Origin of the sequence: Rhodanobacter sp. LX-99, assembly GCF_018599185.1 — a bacterium.
In the GTDB taxonomy this organism is placed as follows: Bacteria; Pseudomonadota; Gammaproteobacteria; order Xanthomonadales; family Rhodanobacteraceae; genus Rhodanobacter.
This window is the reverse complement of the sequence record NZ_JAHFVL010000002.1, coordinates 406982-426094: the sequence shown is the minus strand read 5'-3', so window position 1 is coordinate 426094 and position 19113 is coordinate 406982. Positions and strand designations below refer to the sequence as shown.

At 68.8% G+C, this 19113-nt stretch carries 19 protein-coding genes and 1 tRNA gene; 8 read left to right on the top strand and 12 right to left on the bottom strand.

The features are described 5' to 3' along the window. Positions 1–47: 47 nt before the first annotated feature. Positions 48–1583, bottom strand: a complete 1536-nt coding sequence (locus KK131_RS12680) for an aldehyde dehydrogenase family protein (protein WP_214557085.1) — start codon at positions 1581–1583, stop codon at positions 48–50. 240 nt (positions 1584–1823) lie between these two features. On the opposite strand from KK131_RS12680, the gene KK131_RS12675 reads away from it, so the two are divergent. After that, a tRNA-Arg gene (locus KK131_RS12675) sits at positions 1824–1900 on the top strand. Positions 1901–1941: 41 nt separating this feature from the next. On the opposite strand, the gene KK131_RS12670 is transcribed toward KK131_RS12675, so the two are convergent. Together KK131_RS12670 and KK131_RS12665 are read right to left on the bottom strand one after the other, a co-directional pair. Then, complete coding sequence (locus KK131_RS12670; protein ID WP_214557084.1) at positions 1942–3501, bottom strand: YdiU family protein; 1560 nt, start codon at positions 3499–3501, stop codon at positions 1942–1944. A 92-nt stretch (positions 3502–3593) separates the two neighbouring features. Continuing rightward, on the bottom strand, positions 3594–4259 hold the full coding sequence (locus KK131_RS12665; RefSeq protein ID WP_214557083.1) for a transglycosylase SLT domain-containing protein: 666 nt from the start codon (positions 4257–4259) through the stop codon (positions 3594–3596). Positions 4260–5111: 852 nt separating this feature from the next. Between KK131_RS12665 and KK131_RS12660 the strand changes: the two genes are divergently transcribed. Then, positions 5112–5702, top strand: a complete 591-nt coding sequence (locus tag KK131_RS12660) for a DUF1415 domain-containing protein (protein ID WP_214557082.1) — start codon at positions 5112–5114, stop codon at positions 5700–5702. Between the two features lie 58 nt (positions 5703–5760). Next, complete coding sequence (locus KK131_RS12655; protein WP_214557081.1) at positions 5761–6093, top strand: YkgJ family cysteine cluster protein; 333 nt, start codon at positions 5761–5763, stop codon at positions 6091–6093. A 40-nt stretch (positions 6094–6133) separates the two neighbouring features. Here KK131_RS12655 and KK131_RS12650 read toward each other — a convergent pair whose 3' ends face one another. From KK131_RS12650 to KK131_RS12630, 5 genes are all read right to left on the bottom strand, one after another. Then, a complete protein-coding gene (locus tag KK131_RS12650; RefSeq protein WP_214557080.1) occupies positions 6134–6835 on the bottom strand; it encodes a pseudouridine synthase in 702 nt (233 codons plus the stop codon). Further along, positions 6832–7902, bottom strand: coding sequence for a class I SAM-dependent methyltransferase (locus KK131_RS12645; protein ID WP_214557079.1), 1071 nt, complete (start codon positions 7900–7902; stop codon positions 6832–6834). Before KK131_RS12645 ends, KK131_RS12650 begins: the two co-directional genes overlap by 4 nt. Before the next feature lie 70 nt (positions 7903–7972). Beyond that, complete coding sequence (locus tag KK131_RS12640) at positions 7973–8314, bottom strand: carboxymuconolactone decarboxylase family protein (RefSeq protein WP_214557078.1); 342 nt, start codon at positions 8312–8314, stop codon at positions 7973–7975. Between the two features lie 127 nt (positions 8315–8441). Then, a complete protein-coding gene (locus tag KK131_RS12635) occupies positions 8442–10445 on the bottom strand; it encodes an oligopeptide transporter, OPT family (RefSeq protein ID WP_214557077.1) in 2004 nt (667 codons plus the stop codon). Between the two features lie 90 nt (positions 10446–10535). Further along, positions 10536–11423 (bottom strand): RluA family pseudouridine synthase, encoded by an 888-nt coding sequence (locus KK131_RS12630; RefSeq protein WP_214557076.1) that lies wholly within the window; start codon positions 11421–11423, stop codon positions 10536–10538. 105 nt (positions 11424–11528) lie between these two features. On the opposite strand from KK131_RS12630, the gene KK131_RS12625 reads away from it, so the two are divergent. The 3 genes from KK131_RS12625 to KK131_RS12615 all read left to right on the top strand — a co-directional run bounded on the left by KK131_RS12625 (position 11529) and on the right by KK131_RS12615 (position 13218). Continuing rightward, on the top strand, positions 11529–12086 hold the full coding sequence (locus KK131_RS12625) for a YaeQ family protein (protein ID WP_214557075.1): 558 nt from the start codon (positions 11529–11531) through the stop codon (positions 12084–12086). Positions 12087–12092: 6 nt separating this feature from the next. Further along, entirely contained in the window at positions 12093–12698 is a 606-nt protein-coding gene (locus tag KK131_RS12620) for a cation transporter (RefSeq protein WP_214557074.1), read from the top strand. Positions 12699–12783: 85 nt separating this feature from the next. Further along, a complete protein-coding gene (locus KK131_RS12615) occupies positions 12784–13218 on the top strand; it encodes an FKBP-type peptidyl-prolyl cis-trans isomerase (RefSeq protein WP_214557073.1) in 435 nt (144 codons plus the stop codon). A gap of 47 nt (positions 13219–13265) precedes the next feature. Here the strand turns inward: KK131_RS12615 and KK131_RS12610 are convergent, their stop codons facing one another. Further along, complete coding sequence (locus KK131_RS12610; protein ID WP_214557072.1) at positions 13266–14123, bottom strand: PA4780 family RIO1-like protein kinase; 858 nt, start codon at positions 14121–14123, stop codon at positions 13266–13268. A gap of 84 nt (positions 14124–14207) precedes the next feature. Further along, entirely contained in the window at positions 14208–15206 is a 999-nt protein-coding gene (locus KK131_RS12605) for an LLM class flavin-dependent oxidoreductase (RefSeq protein WP_214557071.1), read from the bottom strand. Positions 15207–15309: 103 nt separating this feature from the next. Between KK131_RS12605 and KK131_RS12600 the strand changes: the two genes are divergently transcribed. Then, positions 15310–16032, top strand: a complete 723-nt coding sequence (locus KK131_RS12600) for an rRNA pseudouridine synthase (protein ID WP_214557070.1) — start codon at positions 15310–15312, stop codon at positions 16030–16032. A 752-nt stretch (positions 16033–16784) separates the two neighbouring features. Continuing rightward, complete coding sequence (locus tag KK131_RS12595; RefSeq protein WP_250887247.1) at positions 16785–17723, top strand: HDOD domain-containing protein; 939 nt, start codon at positions 16785–16787, stop codon at positions 17721–17723. Between the two features lie 12 nt (positions 17724–17735). On the opposite strand, the gene KK131_RS12590 is transcribed toward KK131_RS12595, so the two are convergent. Together KK131_RS12590 and KK131_RS12585 are read right to left on the bottom strand one after the other, a co-directional pair. Then, complete coding sequence (locus KK131_RS12590) at positions 17736–18449, bottom strand: ion channel (protein ID WP_214557068.1); 714 nt, start codon at positions 18447–18449, stop codon at positions 17736–17738. Positions 18450–18514: 65 nt separating this feature from the next. Continuing rightward, positions 18515–19027 carry a GNAT family N-acetyltransferase gene (locus KK131_RS12585; protein WP_214557067.1) on the bottom strand — a complete coding sequence of 171 codons (513 nt, stop codon included), beginning with the start codon at positions 19025–19027 and terminating at the stop codon, positions 18515–18517. Between the last annotated feature and the right edge of the window lie 86 nt (positions 19028–19113).

Below are 19113 nucleotides of genomic sequence, written 5' to 3'. Positions count from 1 at the left end.
ATGCATCGTCGTCAGCTGCGGGCGGCGAACCGCCCGCAGCCGGTTCATCAGAAGTCGAACTTGATGCCCTGCGCCAGCGGCAACGCGTCCGAGTAGTTGATGGTATTGGTCTGCCGGCGCATGTACACCTTCCATGCATCCGAACCGGACTCGCGACCGCCGCCGGTTTCCTTCTCGCCGCCGAACGCGCCGCCGATCTCCGCACCGGACGTGCCGATGTTGATGTTGGCGATGCCGCAGTCGGAACCCGCCGCCGACAGGAACTGCTCAGCCGCCTTCAAGTTGGTGGTGAAGATCGACGAGGACAGGCCCTGCGGCACGTCGTTCTGCATCGCGATCGCCTCGTCCAGCGTCTTGAACGGCATCACGTAGAGGATCGGCGCGAACGTCTCGGTCTGCACCACCTCGTCGGCATTCTTCAGCCCGGTGACGATGGTCGGCAGCACGTAGTGCCCTTTCCGATCCGTGAGCGCCTTGCCGCCGGTGGCGACGGTGCCGCCGGCCGCCTTGGCCTTCTCGATCGCGGCGAGATAGCCCTGCACCGCTTCCCGGCTGTTCAGCGGACCCATCAGCGTGGTGGCCAGGGTGGGGTCGCCGATCTTGCCCTCGACCTGCTTGTACGCCTTGACCAGGGTGTCGACCACGCTGTCGTGGATCGACTCGTGCACGAACACGCGACGGGTGGTGGTGCAGCGCTGGCCGGCGGTGCCGACCGCGCCGAACACGATGCCCGGGATCGCCAGCGCAAGGTCGGCCGTCTCGTCCACGATGATCGCGTTGTTGCCGCCCAGTTCGAGCAGCGAGCGGCCCATGCGCTGGGCGACGCGCTCGCCGACCATGCGGCCGACCTTGGTCGAGCCGGTGAAGCTGATCAACGGAATGCGCTTGTCGTCGACGAACGCCTGCGCCAGGTCGCTGCCGGCGTCGTTGAACAGGAAGAACAGGTCGGGGAAGCCACCCGCCTTCAGCGCCTCGTTACAAATGCGGATGGTGGCGATCGCCGACAGCGGGGTCTTCGGCGACGGCTTCCAGATGCAGATGTCGCCGGCGATGGCGGCCAGCATGGCGTTCCACGCCCACACCGCGACCGGGAAGTTGAACGCGCTGATGATGCCGACCAGGCCCAGCGGATGGTACTGGTCGTACATGCGGTGGCCCGGGCGCTCCGAGTGCATGGTGTAGCCGTAAAGCATGCGGCTCTGGCCCACCGCGAAGTCGGCGATGTCGATCATCTCCTGCACTTCGCCGTCGCCTTCGGGCTTGATCTTGCCCATCTCCAGCGCGACCAGCGAACCCAGCGCATCCTTGTGCCTGCGCAGCGCCTCGCCGCACAACCGCACGGCTTCGCCGCGACGCGGCGCCGGGGTGGTGCGCCACACCTTGAACGCTTCCTGCGCGCGCTGGACGATCACTTCGTAATCGGCGGCGCTGGACGCATGCACGGTGCCAAGCACTTCGCCGGTCGCCGGGTTCACCGGCTGCAGCGCGCCGGCGTCGGTGGTCTTCGACCATTCGCCCTGGCCGAGGTAGCTGCCGGACTGCTCGCCAGCGAGGCCAAGCGCATTGAGGATTGCATGGGACATGGATGTCTCCTGGACTTGCGGCGCCCGTGGGCACCGTGAAGGGAAAGCGGGAATTGCCCATTCTAGCAGGGGCGGGCAAGGGACTCCCTCCCCTGCAACGCAGGGGAGGGTCGGGGTGGGGTCGCTTTTGATCTTTATTTCCGGCAACCCTGCGCAACCCCCTCCCAGCCTCCCCCTGCAAGCAGGGGGAGGGGCAACAAAATCGCACCGCCGCGTGATCCATGCGAAAATCCCGCCGCTGCCCTCGTAGCTCAGTTGGATAGAGCGGCCCCCTCCTAAGGGGCAGGTCGGACGTTCGAATCGTCTCGAGGGCACCAGTTCCGTAACGCGAGGGCCGGCCATGCCGGTCTTCGTGTTTTCAGGAACTGCACGACAGCATCGAGCAACCGGCCTTGTGCCGCGCCCAGTCCGGGCGCTTCTGCGCGAACGCCTCGCGGCCGGGCTGGTCGTCGTAGGGGTGGCGCATCACCTCGAGCAGCTCGGCGATACCGCTGGGGTCACCCTGCTCCGCGCGGTCGATCGCCTGCTGCGCCAGGTAGTTGCGCAGCACGTAGCGCGGGTTCGCCAGGCGCATCCGCTCGCGGCGCTGGGCCGGCGACAGCGGATCGTCGGCCAGCCGCGCCGCGTAGCGGGCCAGCCAGCCGTCGAGCGCCGGCTCGGCCACGCGCCGCTTCGCCTCGTCGTAGAACGCCTCGCTGAACGGCGCCAGCGTGGGCGCCTGCACGTCCACCTCGGCCAGCGCGCGGAACCACAGCGTCATGTCGATCTCGGCCTGCTGCATCAGCGCCTGCAGCGACTGCATCAGCGCCACGTCGTCGTCGCGGCATTCGGCCAGGCCCAGCTTGGCGGCGGTGTTGGTGCGGTCGGCGGCGGCATACACGGCGGCGTAATGCTGCAATCCGGCTTCCAGCGGCTCGACGCCGTCGAACAGCGGCGCCAGCGCGCCGGCCAGGCAGCTGAGATTCCACCACGCCACGTTCGGCTGCTGGCCGAAACGATAGCGGCGGCGCTGCGCGTCGGTGGTGTTCGGGGTCCAGTCCGGGTCGTAGTTGTCGACCCAGCCGTACGGACCGTAATCGATGGTGAGGCCGAGGATCGACATGTTGTCGGTGTTCATCACCCCGTGCACGAAACCCACGCGCATCCAGTGCGCCATCATCGTGGCGGTGCGCTCGCACACCTGGGTGAACCACGCCGCGTACAGCGCCTCGCCTTCCCCGCCGAGCTCCGGGAAATCGCGGCGGATGGTGAACTCGACCAACCGGCGCAGCAGCGCGATGTCGCCGCGCGAGGTGGGCAGCTCGAAATTGCCGAAGCGGATGAACGACGGCGCCACGCGGCACACGATCGCGCCCGGTTCCGGCGCGGCATGGCCGTCGTAGAACATGTCGCGCAGCACCGCCTCGCCGGTGCCGACCAGGCTCAGCGCGCGCGTGGTCGGCACGCCCAGGTGATGCATCGCCTCGCTGCACAGGAATTCGCGAACCGAGGAACGCAGCACCGCGCGACCGTCCGCGCCGCGCGAATACGGCGTCAGCCCGGCGCCCTTCAGCTGCAGCTCCCAGCGTTCGCCGGTCGCATTGATCACCTCGCCCAGCGAAATCGCCCGGCCATCGCCGAGCTGCCCGGCCCAGTTGCCGAACTGGTGCCCGCCGTAGTTCGCCGCATACGGCTGCATGCCGTCGAGCAGGGCGTTGCCACCGAACAGCTGGGCAAACTCGGGCGTGGCGACGTCCTCTGCGCTGAAACCCAGGGTCGCCGCCATCTCGGCCGAATGCGCCAGCAGCCGCGGCGCCGCCACCGGCGTGGGGTCGACCCGCGAGTACAGCGCGCCGTCGACCTGGCGCAGCCGCGCGCCCTGCTCCGGATCGCCGGGCAGTTCGCGCACGAACGCATTGTCGAAACGAAGATCGAACATCAGGGTGCCTCGCAGGACTGCAGCCTATATCCGGGCGCCATCGGCGCGATGCAAGGCCGGGCCACGGAATGCGGCGCGCGTGCTCCGGACGGCTAGCGCGCCACGGCCTGCCCGCGGCGCGCCGGACGATGGATCGCCTTCAGCCGCTGGTAGACGGTCAGCACGGCGGTGCCGTAGTCCCTGGCCAGGGTCGGCGTGTGGCTGTGGTAGTAGCCCACGCCGAGCACCCGGTCGCAGGTCTGGCGCATGCCGTCGCGCAGGATTTTCGCGGCCACGGTGATGTTGGTGCGCGGATTCAGCAGGGTCAGCGGATCGCGCACCGCGTCGCGGTGCATCGGGTAGTAGACCTGCATGATGCCGACATCCTGCACGGCCGAACCGAACTGGCTCGCCTCTGCCATCGCCAGCTGCACGTCGCGACGCTCGCCGCGCACCAGATGATCGTCGACGCGGAACAGCCACGGCGTGGGCGCGACCTTGCCATCCGGGTACAACGCCTTCGATTCCACCAGGGCGACGCTGTACAGCAGCAGCGGATCGACGCCGGAAGCCTTGCCGATCTGCGACCACAGGCTTTGCCGCGAGGTGATGTCCAGGTCGGGCTCCTCGATCGGCATCATCAGGTCCATCGTGCTGACGTCGGACAACAGCTTGCGGCCGGTTTCGGCCGGTTCGGAGCGGGCTGCCGACGAAACCGTTGGCGCGCTTGCCGGAGCCAACGCCGGCGCAGGCCTGGCCGGCAAGGACGGTGCACGCATGGCAGATGCGGGCCTTGCCGATGTGGCAACCACCGCCCTGGCCGGCGTTGATCCCGCGCCGGGGTGCGGCATGCCGATGCGCAGCAACACCAGGGCAGCGCCCGCGAGGGCGCCCATCGCAACCCCTGCCGCAAGCCTGCGCCGATGCGCCCTCGCCCACGGTACGATCCGGGCGTCGGCGAGCCGGCGCAAACCGGCGACTGCGCTCGCGTGCCATCCATCCAGCGGCCATGTGGGAGGCAGCAGCCAGCGTTCCGCGGCCGGCGCCGGCCGCGGTGCGCTCGGGGGAAGCCGGCTGGGTGCGGCCCGTGAATGGGCCCACTGCGCAGGCGCCGGCATCGGAATGGCCGGGGCGGTCGACCGGCGACCGGCCGATGAGCCCCCGGATTTCCAGCGCGCCGGCGCCATCAGATACACGCGGCCCGGCTCCCGAGGGATGCCACGTACTGTCACGTGGCCCGTGGCCGGATGCCTGCCCGAACCGTTTTTCATGCCCGCTTCGGCAGGGGCCTGTTGCCGCGCAGGCACGCCGCACGCAACCATGCCACCCTCGACTTCGGAGTACCCGCGGCTCTCGCCGTGCAAGGCATCTGCGGTCGTTGGGGTCAAACCGTCCACGAGCGAATCCTGTTCAAGGGCACGGCCGCCGCCGATCCGGCGGGGCTTGGTCGGGGCGGCGAGCTCCCCGTGTCGAGGGTCGCCATTAAATCAGGTTTGCGAAGGCGGTTCCCGTATCGGCACCTGAACGTTCCCGCGCACCCCGGCGCAAACCCGTAGGCATCGGCACGGCATGCACACGCCGGTGCGCCAGCCAGCCGCTATAGTCGGCTGCCGCACCCTCGCGAAAACCGCATGAACCCGATGTCCGCCAACGACCTCAACGCCGACGCGCGGCCCGAGGACGCGCCCTATCTCGCCGCCACCACGCGCTGGCTGGAACGCGCGGTGATCGGGCTGAACCTGTGCCCGTTCGCCCGCGCGCCGCACGTGCAGGGCAAGCTGCGCCTGCGGGTGAGCCATGCGCACGACACCGACGCGCTGCTCGACGACCTCTGCGGCGAACTGCAGTCGCTCAACGCGCTGACCCCGGACGAATGCGAGACCGGCCTGCTGATCCACCCGTTCGTGCTCGGCGACTTCCTCGACTACAACGACTTCCTCGACGTGGCCGACGCCGCCGTGCAGACGCTGGGGCTGGAAGGCGAGTGGCAGGTGGCCAGCTTCCATCCCCGCTACCAATTCGCCGACAGCGCGCCGGACGACGTCGAGAACCTCAGCAACCGCTCGCCGTATCCCACACTGCACCTGCTGCGCGAATCCAGCATCGAGCGCGCGATGGAAACGATGAGCGACACCGACAGCATCTACCTGCGCAACATCAAGACGCTGCAACGGCTGGGCACCGACGGCTGGCAGGCGTTGTGGCGCGACGGTACGGATTGAACACGGCAATCCAACCCGGGCTTCACATTCGCGTCGGGTGAAGCTGCCACACTGACGAGTGAAAAATATCCCCGACCCCTACGCCGAAAGCGTCGACCCCAGCGTGCAATGCACGACCTGCGAAGCCGTGTGCTGCCGCCTCACCGTGGTCCTGATGCCCGAAGACCACGTGCCCACGTGGCTGGTCGCCCGCGACGAATACGGCATGGAAACCCTGGCCAAGGGCGAGGACGGCTGGTGCGCCGCGGTCAACCCGAATACCTCCGGCTGCACCATCTACGAAGACCGCCCCACCATCTGCCGCAAGTTCGCGATGGGCAGCCCGAGCTGCCGCGACGAGCGGCACAAATGGTTCGGCGCCACGATTCCCACTGCGGTGCACATGCTGTAGTTGCGCTCGTGACCGAGGCGTCTTAGGGACTGGCACCGCCCTACGACGCGAAGATTTTCGCAACCTCGCCGGCATCAAGCGCGCGCCATTCGCCCAGCGGCAACCCACCCAGCGCGAGCGCGCCGATCGAAACCCGCTGCAGCGTCTCGACGTGGTTGCCGGCAGCGGCGAACATGCGGCGCACCTGGTGGTAGCGGCCCTCGGTGACGCTGAGCCGGGCATGCCGCGGGCCCAGCACTTCAAGCGCGGCCGGCGCCAGCGGCTCGGTTTCCGACTCCAGCAGCAGGCTGCCGCTGGCGAACAACTCGCCTTCGTCGCCGCGCAGGTCCTGCGCCAGGGTCGCCTCGTAGACCTTGGTCACCTGCGCCTTGGGCGAGATGATCCGGTGCAGCAGCGCGCCGTCGTCGGTGAACAGCAGCAGGCCCGAGGTATCGCGGTCGAGCCGGCCCACGCTGGACAGGGCGGGCGAGCGCACGTTGTAGCGCGGCGGCAACAGGTCATACACCACGCGGCCCGGATCCTTGCGCGAGCAGGTGACGCCGAGCGGCTTGTTCATCATCAGGGTCAGCCCCGGCGGCGGATCGAGCGGTTCGTCGTCGACGCGGATGGTCTCGTACGGCACCACGTCGTCGGCATACAGCACCTCGCCCGCGGCGTCGGTGATGCGGCCGGCGCGGAACAGCTGGGTCACGTCCTTGCGGCTGCCGTAGCCCAGGTTCGCGATCAACTTGACCAATTTCATCCGCGCACCCCGACCGCCTCGATCACCTTGAACCCTTCCCGCACGGCCAGCGTGCGCACTTCATGGAAACGCGAGGCCAGCACGGCCTCGTACGGCAGATGCCGGTTCGCCACGATGAGCAACCGGCCACCCGGCAGCAGCCCCTCGGCCGCGCTGACGATGAACGCGCGGCCCAGTTCGGGCAGGTCGGCACGCCCCTGGTGGAACGGCGGGTTGCTGACGATGGCGTCGTAGCGCTGCGCCAGGCCGCGGGTCACGTCGTGCCAGTGCACCGCCACCGCCACGTCGCGTCCGCATTCGCGCTGCGCCCGCGCCAGGTTGAGCCGCGCCGGCTCCAGCGCGCGCGCTTCGGCCTCGTACAGGTCGAGTGCGTCGACCCGCGGGCAACGTGCGATGACCTGCGCGGAAAGATAACCGTAGCCGGCGCCGAGATCGGCCACGCGGCCGTGCAGGTCCGCCGGCAGGTGCTCCGCCAGCAGCGCCGAGGCGCGGTCGATGCGGTCCCAGGCGAACAGGCCGGGGCGGCTGACGTAGCCGCCGACGATCGTGCGCGGCGCGTCCAGCGCCAGCCATTCGGCCAGCAGGTCCTGGTCGACGTCGGCCGGCTGCGGCGTGCTCCAGAACGCGCGGCACTTGTGCTTGGACAGGTGCTGCACGGCGCCGGCCAGCCTCGCCAGGTCCGCTTCGCCCGACTTCGCGCCTTCGGCATTCGGCATCGCGGCCAGCACCGTGCCGCCCGGCGCCAGGTAATGCAGCGCGCGGGCGAACAGGGCGCGCGCCTCGTCGCGCTGGCGCGGCGGCAGCAGCAGCACCAGTGGAAATTTTTCATCGGCCGCCGGTTCGCCCACGTGCAGGCCGTTGCGGCCCAGTTCGTCGGCAAACGGCAGGAAACCCTGCTCGCACAGCCAGCCGGGCTGCGCCATCTCGCGCAGGCGCATCCCGGCGCGACCGCGCAGGAACAGCGCGCGACCGTCCGCCGGCAGACGCAACTCGCCCGAGTCGAACGGCACGAACAGGGCCGCCAGCGCCGCATCCGGCGCGGCCGCGAAGAATCCGCCAGCAGTCACGTCATCCCTTCCACCTTGAAACAGTGGCGGCATTGTACGTGGCCGTCGGCGGAATCCGCGCCGGGCGGACTCAGCCGCCGCTGTGCTGGCTTACCGCGTCCATCGCGCGCGCGGAGTACACCAGCGCCGCACCGGCATTCATCGCCACGGCCACGCCAAGCGCTTCGGCGATTTCCTCGCGGGTCGCCCCGTGTTTCAGCGCTTCGCCCACGTGCACCGTGATGCAGCCGTCGCAGCGGGTGGTGACCGCCACCGCCAGCGAGATCAGCTCGCGGGTCTTCGCGTCCAGGTGGCCGGTCTTCTGGCCGGCACCGGTCAGGGTCTGGTACCCCTTCAGCGTATCCGGGCTGAGCTTGCCGACTTCGCCAATCCGGCCCAGCAGTTCCTTGCGGTATTGCAGCCAATCCAGCATGGGAATCTCCTTGTGGTCGTGGTGGCCGGGCGACGCGCCCGACCGTGCCGGGGATGCTGCGCCAGTGAATGTAAAATCCGCATGCGGGCGGTTTCCCGCCCGGCAAAACCTGCGCAACTCACCCGGCTCACGCCGCGGCCGATGTCCGTCCCAGCCGGGCCACCCAGCGGTACAGCGCCACATTGACCGCGACGAAGGCGATGCCGCCGATCCAGATCGCCGCCGTGCCGAAGCCATCGCCGACCAGCGCCAGCGGCGCGCCCTTGCCGGAGAACACCACGATCGCCGCGATGATCACGCCGATGATGCTTTCGCCCACGATCATGCCGGAGGCCAGCAGCACGCCGAGCTGCTTGGTCGCCTCGGGTTTCGCGCCGCGCTCGGCGCGCTTGTCGAAATACCAGCCGACGACGGCGCCGACCACGATCATCAGCGTGGTCGAGGTCGGCAGGTAGATGCCCAGGCCCACCGCCAGCGGCGGCAGCGCGGCCGCTTTGGTGGTACGGCCAAGGACGGCGTCCAGCGCGATCAGCGCCACGCCGATCGCGCCGCCCAGAATGATCAGGCTCCAGTCGATGTTGCCCTGGATCACGCCCTGCGCCAGCGCCGAGATCAGCCCCGCCTGCGGCGCGGCCAGTGCACGCGCCGGATCGACCCCGGGCATGCCGGCGAAGCCGTACGCCTCGTTCAGCAGGTCCAGCACCGGCGGGATCACCGCCGCGCCTACCAGCACGCCGACCACCAGCGCCACCTGCTGCTTCCACGGCGTGGCGTCGACCAGCTGGCCGGTCTTCAGGTCCTGCAGGTTGTTGTTGGCGATGGTCGCCACCGCGAACACCACCGAGGTGGCGAACAGCGCGAACGCCACCAGTCCCTTGCCGGCATCGCCGGACAGCTCCGACTTCACGCCCGCCACCAGCAGCAGCAACGCGGCGATGATCACCACCAGGATGCCCACGCCGGACAGCGGACTGTTGGACGAACCGATCAGGCCAGCCATGTAGCCGCACACCGCCGAAACCAGGAAGCCCATGATCACCACGAAGATCAGGCCGCCGGTCACCAGCAGCCACAGGTGCGAACCCAGCCCGGTGACGACGCTGAAATCGCCCAGCAGCCAGCCGATCGGCAACAGGCAGAGCAGGCTGATCAGGCCGACGATGCCGATCGGCATGTCGTGCTCGGTGCGCGGCAGCGTGTCGCCCTGCCCGGCCTTGCGCGCCCGCGACGACGCCATCGCCGAGGAAAGCCCGCTGATCACCGGCTTGACCAGCTTGGCCAGCGTCCAGATCGCCGCCACGCCGATCGTGCCGGCGCCGATGAAGCGCACCTTGGTGCCCCAGGCCGCCTGCGCCACGTCCGCGGCGGCGCCGGTGGCTGCCGCCAGCATCGTGTAGTGCGGCACCGCCCAGCCCCAGGCGATCAGCGCGCCGAGCAGCATCGCCAGGCCGACCCACAGGCCGACCAGGTGGCCCACCGCCAGCAGCGCGAACGACAGGCTGAAGTCATAACCGCTGGCCCCGCCGCGGTCGCCGACGTGGAAATACTGCGCCACGCTGCCGGCGAATACCTTGGTGGCGACCACCACCGCGAACACCGCCGAGACGATGGTGCCGGCGGCGACGGCGAACAGGCCCGACTTGCTGCTCTCGGCCGACGCCGCGACCGCGTCGTCGCCGCCGCCCACTTTCAGCACCTCGGCACAGGCCACGCCTTCCGGGTACGGCAGGTCGGAATCGGTCACCAGCGCGCGGCGCAGCGGGATCGTGTACATCACGCCGAGGATGCCGCCGGTGGCGCAGATGCCGAACGTCACCCAGAACGGAAAGCCGGTCCACCAGCCGATCATCACCAGGCCGGGCAACACGAAGATGATCGCCGACAGCGTGCCGGCCGACGAGGCGACCGTCTGCACGATGTTGTTCTCCTGCATCGTGGAGTCCTTGAACCCGCGCAGGATCGCCATCGAGATCACCGCCGCCGGGATCGAGGTGGCGAAGGTCAGGCCGGCCTTCAGGCCGAAGAACACGTTCGCCGCGGTGAACACCAGGGTGATCACGATGCCGATGATCAGGCCGCGTACGGTCAACTCGGTGCGCGGCGTGGCGCTGGACAAAGGTTTTGCACTCACGAATGGCTCTCCCCCGGATGGATGCTGCGGTGGAAGATAGCGTGGAATGGCCGCTGAGGGTTATCCCTCCGGCCGAACGGCGCCGTCATGTCACAGCGCCAGCCGGCTCTCGAAATGCCGCCGCTCGCCGGACAACGGATCGACGAAGGCCAGGCTGCGCGCCAGCAGCTTCAAGGGGTGCCGGTAATCGTCGGCGGATTTTTCGGCCAACGCCGGATACAGCGTGTCGCCCGCGATCGGCGCGCCCAGCGCGGCCATGTGCACGCGCAGCTGATGCTTGCGGCCGCTGACCGGGAACAACGCATAGCGCCACGTACCCTCGCCGCGCCCGATCAGCTCGATCCGCGTCTCGCTGTTCGGCTCGCCGTCGACTTCGCGCATGCGGAAGAACGGTTCGCCCGCCACGATGCGCGAACGCCTCGACAGCGGGAACACCAGCGATGGCAACGGCGGCGCCAGCGCCTCGTAGCGCTTGTCGATCCGCCGCTCGCGGAACAGTGCCTGGTAGGCCGCGCGGCTGGCCGGGTTCGCCGAGAACAGCACCAGCCCGGCGGTGGCGCGATCGATCCGGTGCAACGGCACCAGGTCGGGATTGCCCAGCCGGTGCATCAGCCGACGCAGCAGGGTCTGCTCGACGAAGCCGCCGGCCGGGGTCACCGGCAGGAAGTGCGGCTTGTCCGCCACCACCAGGTGCGCGTCCGCATGCAGCACGGTTTCGACGAACGGGATCGGCCGCTCGCCCGCCACCTCGCGGTAATAGTGGATGCGCATGCCGGGGCGATACGGCGTCTGCGGCGTGATCGCGGCGCCCTGCCCGTCCAGCACGCGCCCGCGCGCGATGCGGTCCAGCCATTGCATGCGATCGATCGCGCCGAACTGCGCGCACAGCCCATCGAGCACGGTGGCCCAGACACCCGGCGGCAGGTGCACGGTGCTGGCACGCGGATCGCGGCTGAACGCTGAAGCGGATCGGTTCATGGCACAGCCAGTGTAAGGCGTCCGGCACAGCCGCTCGCCTTCAGCCAGGGCAGCGGCGCGGCACCTGCGCGTAGAATGGTCGGCTTGTTGTCTCAAGGCACGCCCATGGCACTCAACTCCACCATCTACAAGGTCGAACTGCAGGTCAGCGACATGGACCGGCATTACTACGCCACCCACGCGCTGACCCTGGCGCGGCATCCGTCCGAGACCGAGGAACGGCTGATGGTGCGCCTGCTCGCGTTCGCGCTGTACGCAGAAGACCGGCTGGAGTTCGGCAAGGGCATCAGCGACGAGGACGAGCCGGCGCTGTGGCGCAAGGCGTACACCGACGAGATCGAACTGTGGATCGAAGTCGGCCAGCCCGACGAGACGCGCATCCGCAAGGCCTGCGGCCGCTCGCGCCAGGTGGTGGTGATCAGCTACGGCGGCAACGCCGCGGAGATCTGGTGGAACAAGGCCGGCACGGCACTCAGCCGCAACAAGAACCTCACCGTGCTCGACATCCCTGCCCGCACCGTGGCCGAACTGGTCGCGCTGCTGCAGCGTGGCATGCGCCTGCAGGCGCTGATCCAGGACGGCCAACTGCAGCTGATGAACGACGCCGACGCGGTCGCCGTCGATCCGCTGCGGCGCATGGCGCCCGCCGAAACCGTGGGCTGAACGATCATGTCGGCGAACGCCGCGGACAGATCGCTGCGCCGTGTCGTGGGCATCGTGGCACTGCTCAACCTGGGTTATTTCGGCGCCGAGTTCGCGGTGGCGCTGGCGATCGGCTCGGTCTCGCTGTTTGCCGACAGCGTCGATTTCCTGGAAGACGCCTCGGTCAACCTGCTCATCCTGATCGCGCTCGGCTGGAGCCTGAAAGCCCGGGCGCGCGTCGGCATGGGGCTGGCCGCCATTCTGCTGGTGCCCGCGCTCGCCACGCTATGGGCGTTGTGGAGCAAGTTCCAACTGCCTGCACCGCCGGCGCCGCTGCCGCTGACGGCCACCGGCCTTGGCGCGATGCTCGTCAACTTCAGCTGCGCGATGCTGCTCGTGCGGTTCCGTCACCACAGCGGCAGCCTGACCCGCGCCGCCTTCCTGTCGGCGCGCAACGACGTACTCGCGAACATCGCCATCATCATCGCCGGCGCCGCCACCGCGATGACGCATGCCGCGTGGCCCGACATGGTCGTCGGCGCAGGCATCATGCTGATGAACGCCGACGCGGCGCGCGAGGTCTGGCAGGCCGCGCGCAGCGAGCATCGCGAGGCGGCCGGCCCGCGCGCGTGAACCTTGCCGGCGCATGGCGCACGACGCCGCACCCGGTTTGCCCGATAATCGCCGATTCGGCCACATCACCCCACGGAGTCACCTCATGCGCTGGTTGCTGCCCCTGTTCGCCGTCTTCGCCCTCGCCGCCTGCAGCACGCCTCCGCCGGCGCACGCCAGCGGACAGGTGGACAAGCTCACCGTGATCGACCAGAAGATCGGCACCGGTGCCGAGGCGAAGGCCGGCATGGACGTGCTGGTGCACTACACCGGCTGGCTCTACGACGAAAACGCGAAGGACAAGCACGGCGCCAAGTTCGACAGTTCGCGCGATCACGGCGCGCCGTTCAACTTCACGCTCGGTGCCGGCAGCGTGATCGACGGCTGGGACCAGGGCGTGGCCGGCATGCGCGTGGGCGGCAAGCGCACCCTGCTGATTCCCGCCGCCCTCGGCTACGGCGCCCGCGGCGCCGGCGGCGACATCCCGCCGAACGCCTCGCTGGTGTTCGACGTGGAGCTGATCGACGTCAGCGCGCCCTGAGGTTCCGTACGGCGGGCACTGCCCGCCCTACGCTTCCTCGTCAGACTTCAATCTTCCTGCGCCGCCGCCTCGCGCCCTTGTTGGCGGATGATCGCCTCTTCCCGCGCGTCGATGATCGACTGCATCACGCTGTCGACGTCGGCGATGCTTTCGTCGAACTCGAACTGGCCGGTGAGTTCGCTGTCCGGGTGCAGTTCGCCCAGTTCGTACAGCGCCCACATCTCCTCGCCGTAATGGGTGTCCAGCAGCTCCGGTGCGAAGCGCGACAGGCTGATCGTGATGTTGCCCACGTCGCGGCGCAGCATGGTGCGCGCCGCGTTGTTGCCGGAGGCGCTGACCACCTGCGGCAGGTCGATGATCACCGGGCCGTGCGGCCCCACCAGCACGTTGTATTCGGACAGGTCGCCGTGGATCAGGCCCACGCACAGCATGCGTGCGACCTGCTGCATCAGGAAGCGGTGGTAGTCGCGCGCCGTATCCGCCGACAGTTCCACCTCGCCCAGCCGCGGCGCCGAATGGCCGTCCGCATCGGTGACCAGCTCCATCACCAGCACGCCGTTGAAGTAGCCGTAGGGTTTCGGCACGCGCACGCCGGCGGCGGTGAGCTGGTATAGCGCGTCGACCTCGGCGTTCTTCCAGGCGGCCTCGGCCTCCTTGCGGCCGAACTTGGTGGCCTTGCCCATCGCGCGCGCCTGCCGGCTGCCGCGCACCTTGCGGCCTTCCTGGTATTGCACGCGCGCCTGGAAGCTGCGTTGCGCCATGTCCTTGTAGACCTTGGCGCAGCGGACATCCTCGCCCGAACGCACGATGTAGACGGACGCTTCCTTGCCGCTCTTCAGCGGTCGCAGCACCTGATCGATCACGCCTTCGTCGATCAGGTCCTGCAGGCCCTTGGGGGTTTTCATGCGTGGGGGGACTTAAGGGTTTCGTGAGATGACGCCCATTATGGCCGATCGGCGGCCTTGCCCGGGCTTTCGCGGCGGTGGCGTCTAGTTCGCAGCCGACAGCCGATCGCGCACCGCTGCCGCGATCTCGAACGAATGCCGCCGCGCGGCGTGCTCGAATACGTTGGCGGTGATCAGCAGCTCGTCCGGCCGATGCCGGGCGATGAATGCCGCTATGCCGTCCTTCACCGTGCCGGCAGCGCCGACCACGGCGCAGGCCAGCGCACGCTCCACCATCAGCTTCTCCGGCGGCGTCCAGTACGACTCGATGTCGTCGATCGGCGGCGGAATCAGCCCGGGCCGGCCGCGGCGCAGGTTGATGAAACTCTGCTGCTGGGTGGTGAACAGGCGCCGCGCCTCGGCATCGCTGTCGGCCGCAACCACGTTCAGGCCGAGCATCGCGTACGGCTGCTGCAGCCGCGCCGACGGGCGGAAATCGCGCCGGTACAGCGCCAGCGCCTCGTCCATCGCGTCCGGCGCGAAGTGCGAGGCGAACGCGAACGGCAGACCAAGCTGCGCCGACAGCTGCGCGCTGAACAGGCTGGAGCCGAGCAGCCACACCGGCACCTCGATGCCGGCGCCCGGTACGGCGCGCACTGGCTGGCCGGGCTTGGCCGGCTCGAAGTAGCCGAGCAGTTCCAGCACGTCATGCGGGAACGCGTCGGCGCTGTCGAAGTAGCGGCGCAACGCCTTCGCGGTGGGCTGGTCGGTGCCGGGCGCGCGGCCCAGTCCCAGGTCGATCCGCCCCGGGTACAACGAGGCCAGCGTGCCGAACGCCTCGGCCACCTGCAGCGGCGCGTGGTTCGGCAGCATGATGCCGCCGGCGCCGACGCGGATGGTCGAGGTGCCGCCGGCCACGTGGCCGATCAGCACCGCGGTCGCCGCGCTGGCGATGCCGGGCATGTTGTGGTGTTCGGCCAGCCAGTAGCGCCGGTAGCCCAGCCGCTCGGCCTGCCGGGCCAGGTCCAGCGTGTTGCGGAACGCCTGGCCGGCATCGCTGCCTTCGGTGACCGGCGCCAGGTCGAGGATGGAAAACGGGATCATGTCGGGCTCTCGCCAAGTGGATCGCCACGATGTGGGGGCTGCCGCGCGGATTGCCACCGGCACCTGCGCCTACAATGGCCCACCCTTGTCCCACGGCATCCCGATGACCGAACCCGTCCGCCTCGCCAAACGCGTCGTCGCGCTGGCCCAGTGCTCGCGGCGCGAGGCCGAGCAATACATCGAGGGCGGCTGGGTGCGGGTGGACGGCATCGTGGTGGAGGAGCCGCAGTTCATGGTCGATGCGCAGCACGTCGAACTCGACCCGCAGGCCAGACTGGCGCCCGCCGAACCGGCCACCCTGGTGTTGCACAAGCCGGCCGGCTACGACGCCGGCAACGGTCCGAACCCGGCCAGCGCGCTGGTCACTCCGCAGACGCGCTGGCCCGACGACGGCTCCGGCGTGCGCCCGTTGCGGCGGCACATGCAGCGGCTCACCGCGCCGTTGGCGCTGCCGACCCAGGCCAGCGGCCTGCTGATCTTCACCCAGGACTGGCGCGTCACCCGCAAGCTCACCGAGGACATCGACCGGATCGAGCAGGAGTTCGTGGTCGAGGTCAGCGGCGCATTGATCCCGAACGGACTGGCCCTGCTCAACCACGGCCTGCGCTTCAACAACTACGCGATGCCGCCGATCAAGGTCAGCTGGCAGAGCGAGCAGCGCCTGCGCTTCGCGTTCAAGGTCTTGCAGCCGAGCCAGATCGAGCCGATGTGCAACGCGGTCGGCCTGAAGGTACTGGCGATGAAATGCCTGCGCGTGGGTCGCATCCCGCTGGCGAAACTGCCGCCGGGACAATGGCGCTATCTCGCCCCACACGAACGCATCTGACCTAAGAGCCTGTTCATCATTTCCAAGTACCCCGCGTTGTCATCGAGTGGCCGTCAGGTGGTAGTGCGTGGCGCAGCGCCTGACTGGCCGCCAGGTCAAGCCGCGCGCTACCGCATGGCGGCCACTCGATGGCAACCCGAAGGGCCGGGTCTGTTTGCCCGCATGCCGGCGTCATCACTCGGTCGTGGACGGACGTCCACTCCTTCGTTCTTCCTTGGCCTGCGCGCAAACAGCTCCCAACGCGGGGTACTTGGAGATGATGAACAGGCTCTAAGCTGCCGGTCGCCTTGCCCCATGGCCGGCGGAACGGCTTAGACTTGCCTGTGCGTCACAACCATCCCACCACACCGCGGAGAACAGCATGAGCAAGGGTATGGACTCGAAGAAGAACGAGAAGAAGAAGCCGGCCAAGACCATGAAGGAAAAGAAGGCCGCCAAGCAGGAAAAGAAAAAAAACAAGTAGGCCCAGCTCCTTACGCACCACGGCACGGAGGCAGTCCCGGATCACGGCCGGTTGCCCGGCGATGCGGCCGGCAGCACCGGCAGACAGGAACCGGCCGCCTCCCCTCCTTCGCTAAACTTTCCCCTCCCGGCGCCGATATTTCGAGACGGGTCGCCCGGGAGCCGGCGCGCCGGGACGAGGGGCACGGAATATGGGGAATATGTGGCGGCGCATTTTTCGCAGCCGGAAGCCAACGGTGTCAGCGAACCGCGCGCAGCCAACCGCCCTGACATCCGTGCGTGCCCCACCGATGGCGTCCGTCGTTCAACCGCCATTGTCGCCGGCGGAAATCGAGGATCGGTTCCATCGCTTCGTGCTCGGTGTTCCCGGCAGCGACGCCGACGAACTCAGCGCGTTCGAGCTCGCCACGCTCAAGCGGCTGGAACTGCTCAGCACCCGCTTCGACATGCGCAGCCTGCCCCGCCTGCCGACGGTGTTGCCGCAATTGCTGCGCGCCCTGAAGAACGACAACGCCGGCGGCGGCGAGCTGGCCCGGCTGATCGGCCGCGATCCCCTGATGGTCGGCGAGATCATGCGGGTCACCGGCAGCGTGCACTACCGCGCGGCGCAGCCGATCACCAGCCTGCAGCAGGCGGTGGTGCTGCTGGGCCAGGACGGCCTGCGCCGGGTCCTTACCCAGCACGTGATGAAACCCATCCTGCAAGCCAATACGGGCGCGCTCGGCCACGCCGCCGGCGAACGCCTGTGGCATCACGCCGAACGTTGCGCCCACGCCTGCGCCTGGCTCGGCAGGAACAACGGCTGCGATGCGTTCGAGGCCTATCTGGCCGGGATCGTCTGCCATACCGGCAGTGGCGCCGTGGTACGCCTGCTGAACCGGCTGAAGCTCACCGGCGATGCCGAACCGCCATCATCCGGCTTTCTCGCCAGTTGTTCCGCACTCGCCGCGCGGCTTTCGCTGCAGGTTGCGCAGCACTGGGAGCTGCCCCAGCGCGTGCTCGATGCGATGACGGAATGCCGGATCCCGGCGACGCCGGCGGCATCGCCGTTGGGCAAGGCCCTGTCCGTGGCCGACCTGCTGGCGATGGCCCAGCTGCTGATCGAGCACGAACGGCTCGCCGACAACCCGGACCTCAGCCAAAGCTGGCCCGGTATCTTTGCGCCGTCGCTGATCGCTCGTTGCCAGCAGGATCTCCGGCGCAGCTTTCCGGTGCCGAAAAGCATGTAAGCGTCCCCCCGGTTACTCGCCGCGACGCAGCAGGGTCAGCCCGATCAACCGCGACACCACCAGCGCGACGTACATCACCCCCACGAACATCTCCAGGCTGGCCACCGCGCGCGCGTGCACGGTGATCGGAATGACGTCGCCGATGCCGGTGCTGGACAGCAGCGCGAAGCTGAGGAACAGCAGCTCGGTCCAGCTGCGCGCCTCATGCGGGTTGACCGCGGCGGAGAAGCAGCCTGGCTGCAAGGTCTGGCACAGCACGAATACATAGGTAAACGCCCACACCAGCAGGGTGAACGTGGCGCCAGCGGCAAACAGTTCGTCGGTGGTGGCGCGGCGGTCGGCCAGCATGTAGCTGATCAGGCACCCCGCCGCGTAGAAATAGAAGATCGCCTCCAGCGCTGCCCACCACGGCCGTAGCTCCGGCATGTCCATGGTCAGATCGAGCACGTTGAACAGCACGGCCGGCAGCGCGATGCAGGCGCTGATCCAGGCACGCCCGCGCGTACGCCGCACCATCGAGATCGCCAGGCCCAGCACCAGCACACCGAACGCGCCGAACAACGCCCGCGCCGGGCGCGTGTGTTCGATGAACGGATACAGCAGCAGGCCGATCAGCTGCACCAGCAGCAGGATCGCCGAAGGGTGCCGGATGATCCGCACCAGCCAGCGCAGGTGGGCGAAGCGGATCACCTTGCCCGTGACCGTGGTTTCATCGCTCCCGCCCATGTGCCCATCCCCCCGTCGATCGTTGTAGTGCAGGGATCCTGCCAGGCATCCCTTCGCGGTTTTCATCATGGCAGATCGAGGCGCATCGGCTGAACGACCAGGCCGGTACTGCTGACCGTCAACGGCCCGCTGGGCACAAAGCCGAAGTGCAGGTACACCGGTACCGCCATCGCCGAGGCATTCAGGGTGAAGCGGCGCGTACCGGCGCGGCGCACGGCATCGCGCATGACGCGCTGCCACAGCCGGCGTGCGATACCGTGACCGTGCATGCGGGTCGTGACGAAGAACTGGAACAGGTGGGAATCCTCGCGCATGGCCGCCACCCCGACCAGGCGCCCGTCGTCGCACCACGCCAGGTGGAAGCGCTGGCCGGCCTGGATCTTCCTGCGGATCACCCGTGCGCTCATGCCCAGCAACAGCGGCGGTGCCGCACTCGCTGGCTGCTCCGGCAGAATCCAGCGCCGCGTCACCCGACGCGCCAACACACCGATCGCGACCGCGTCCTGCGGGCCGGCGAGACGATAGCGGGGGCGCGTCGCCCGGCTCCTTCCCGCATCCGCCACGTCGACGGCTGTCATCTGGAAACCGGCGTCGAGCAGCCACCGGGGGCGGAACTGACTTCACGGGTCACGGCGATCCTCATGGTTCCTCCTCGGCGGACGCA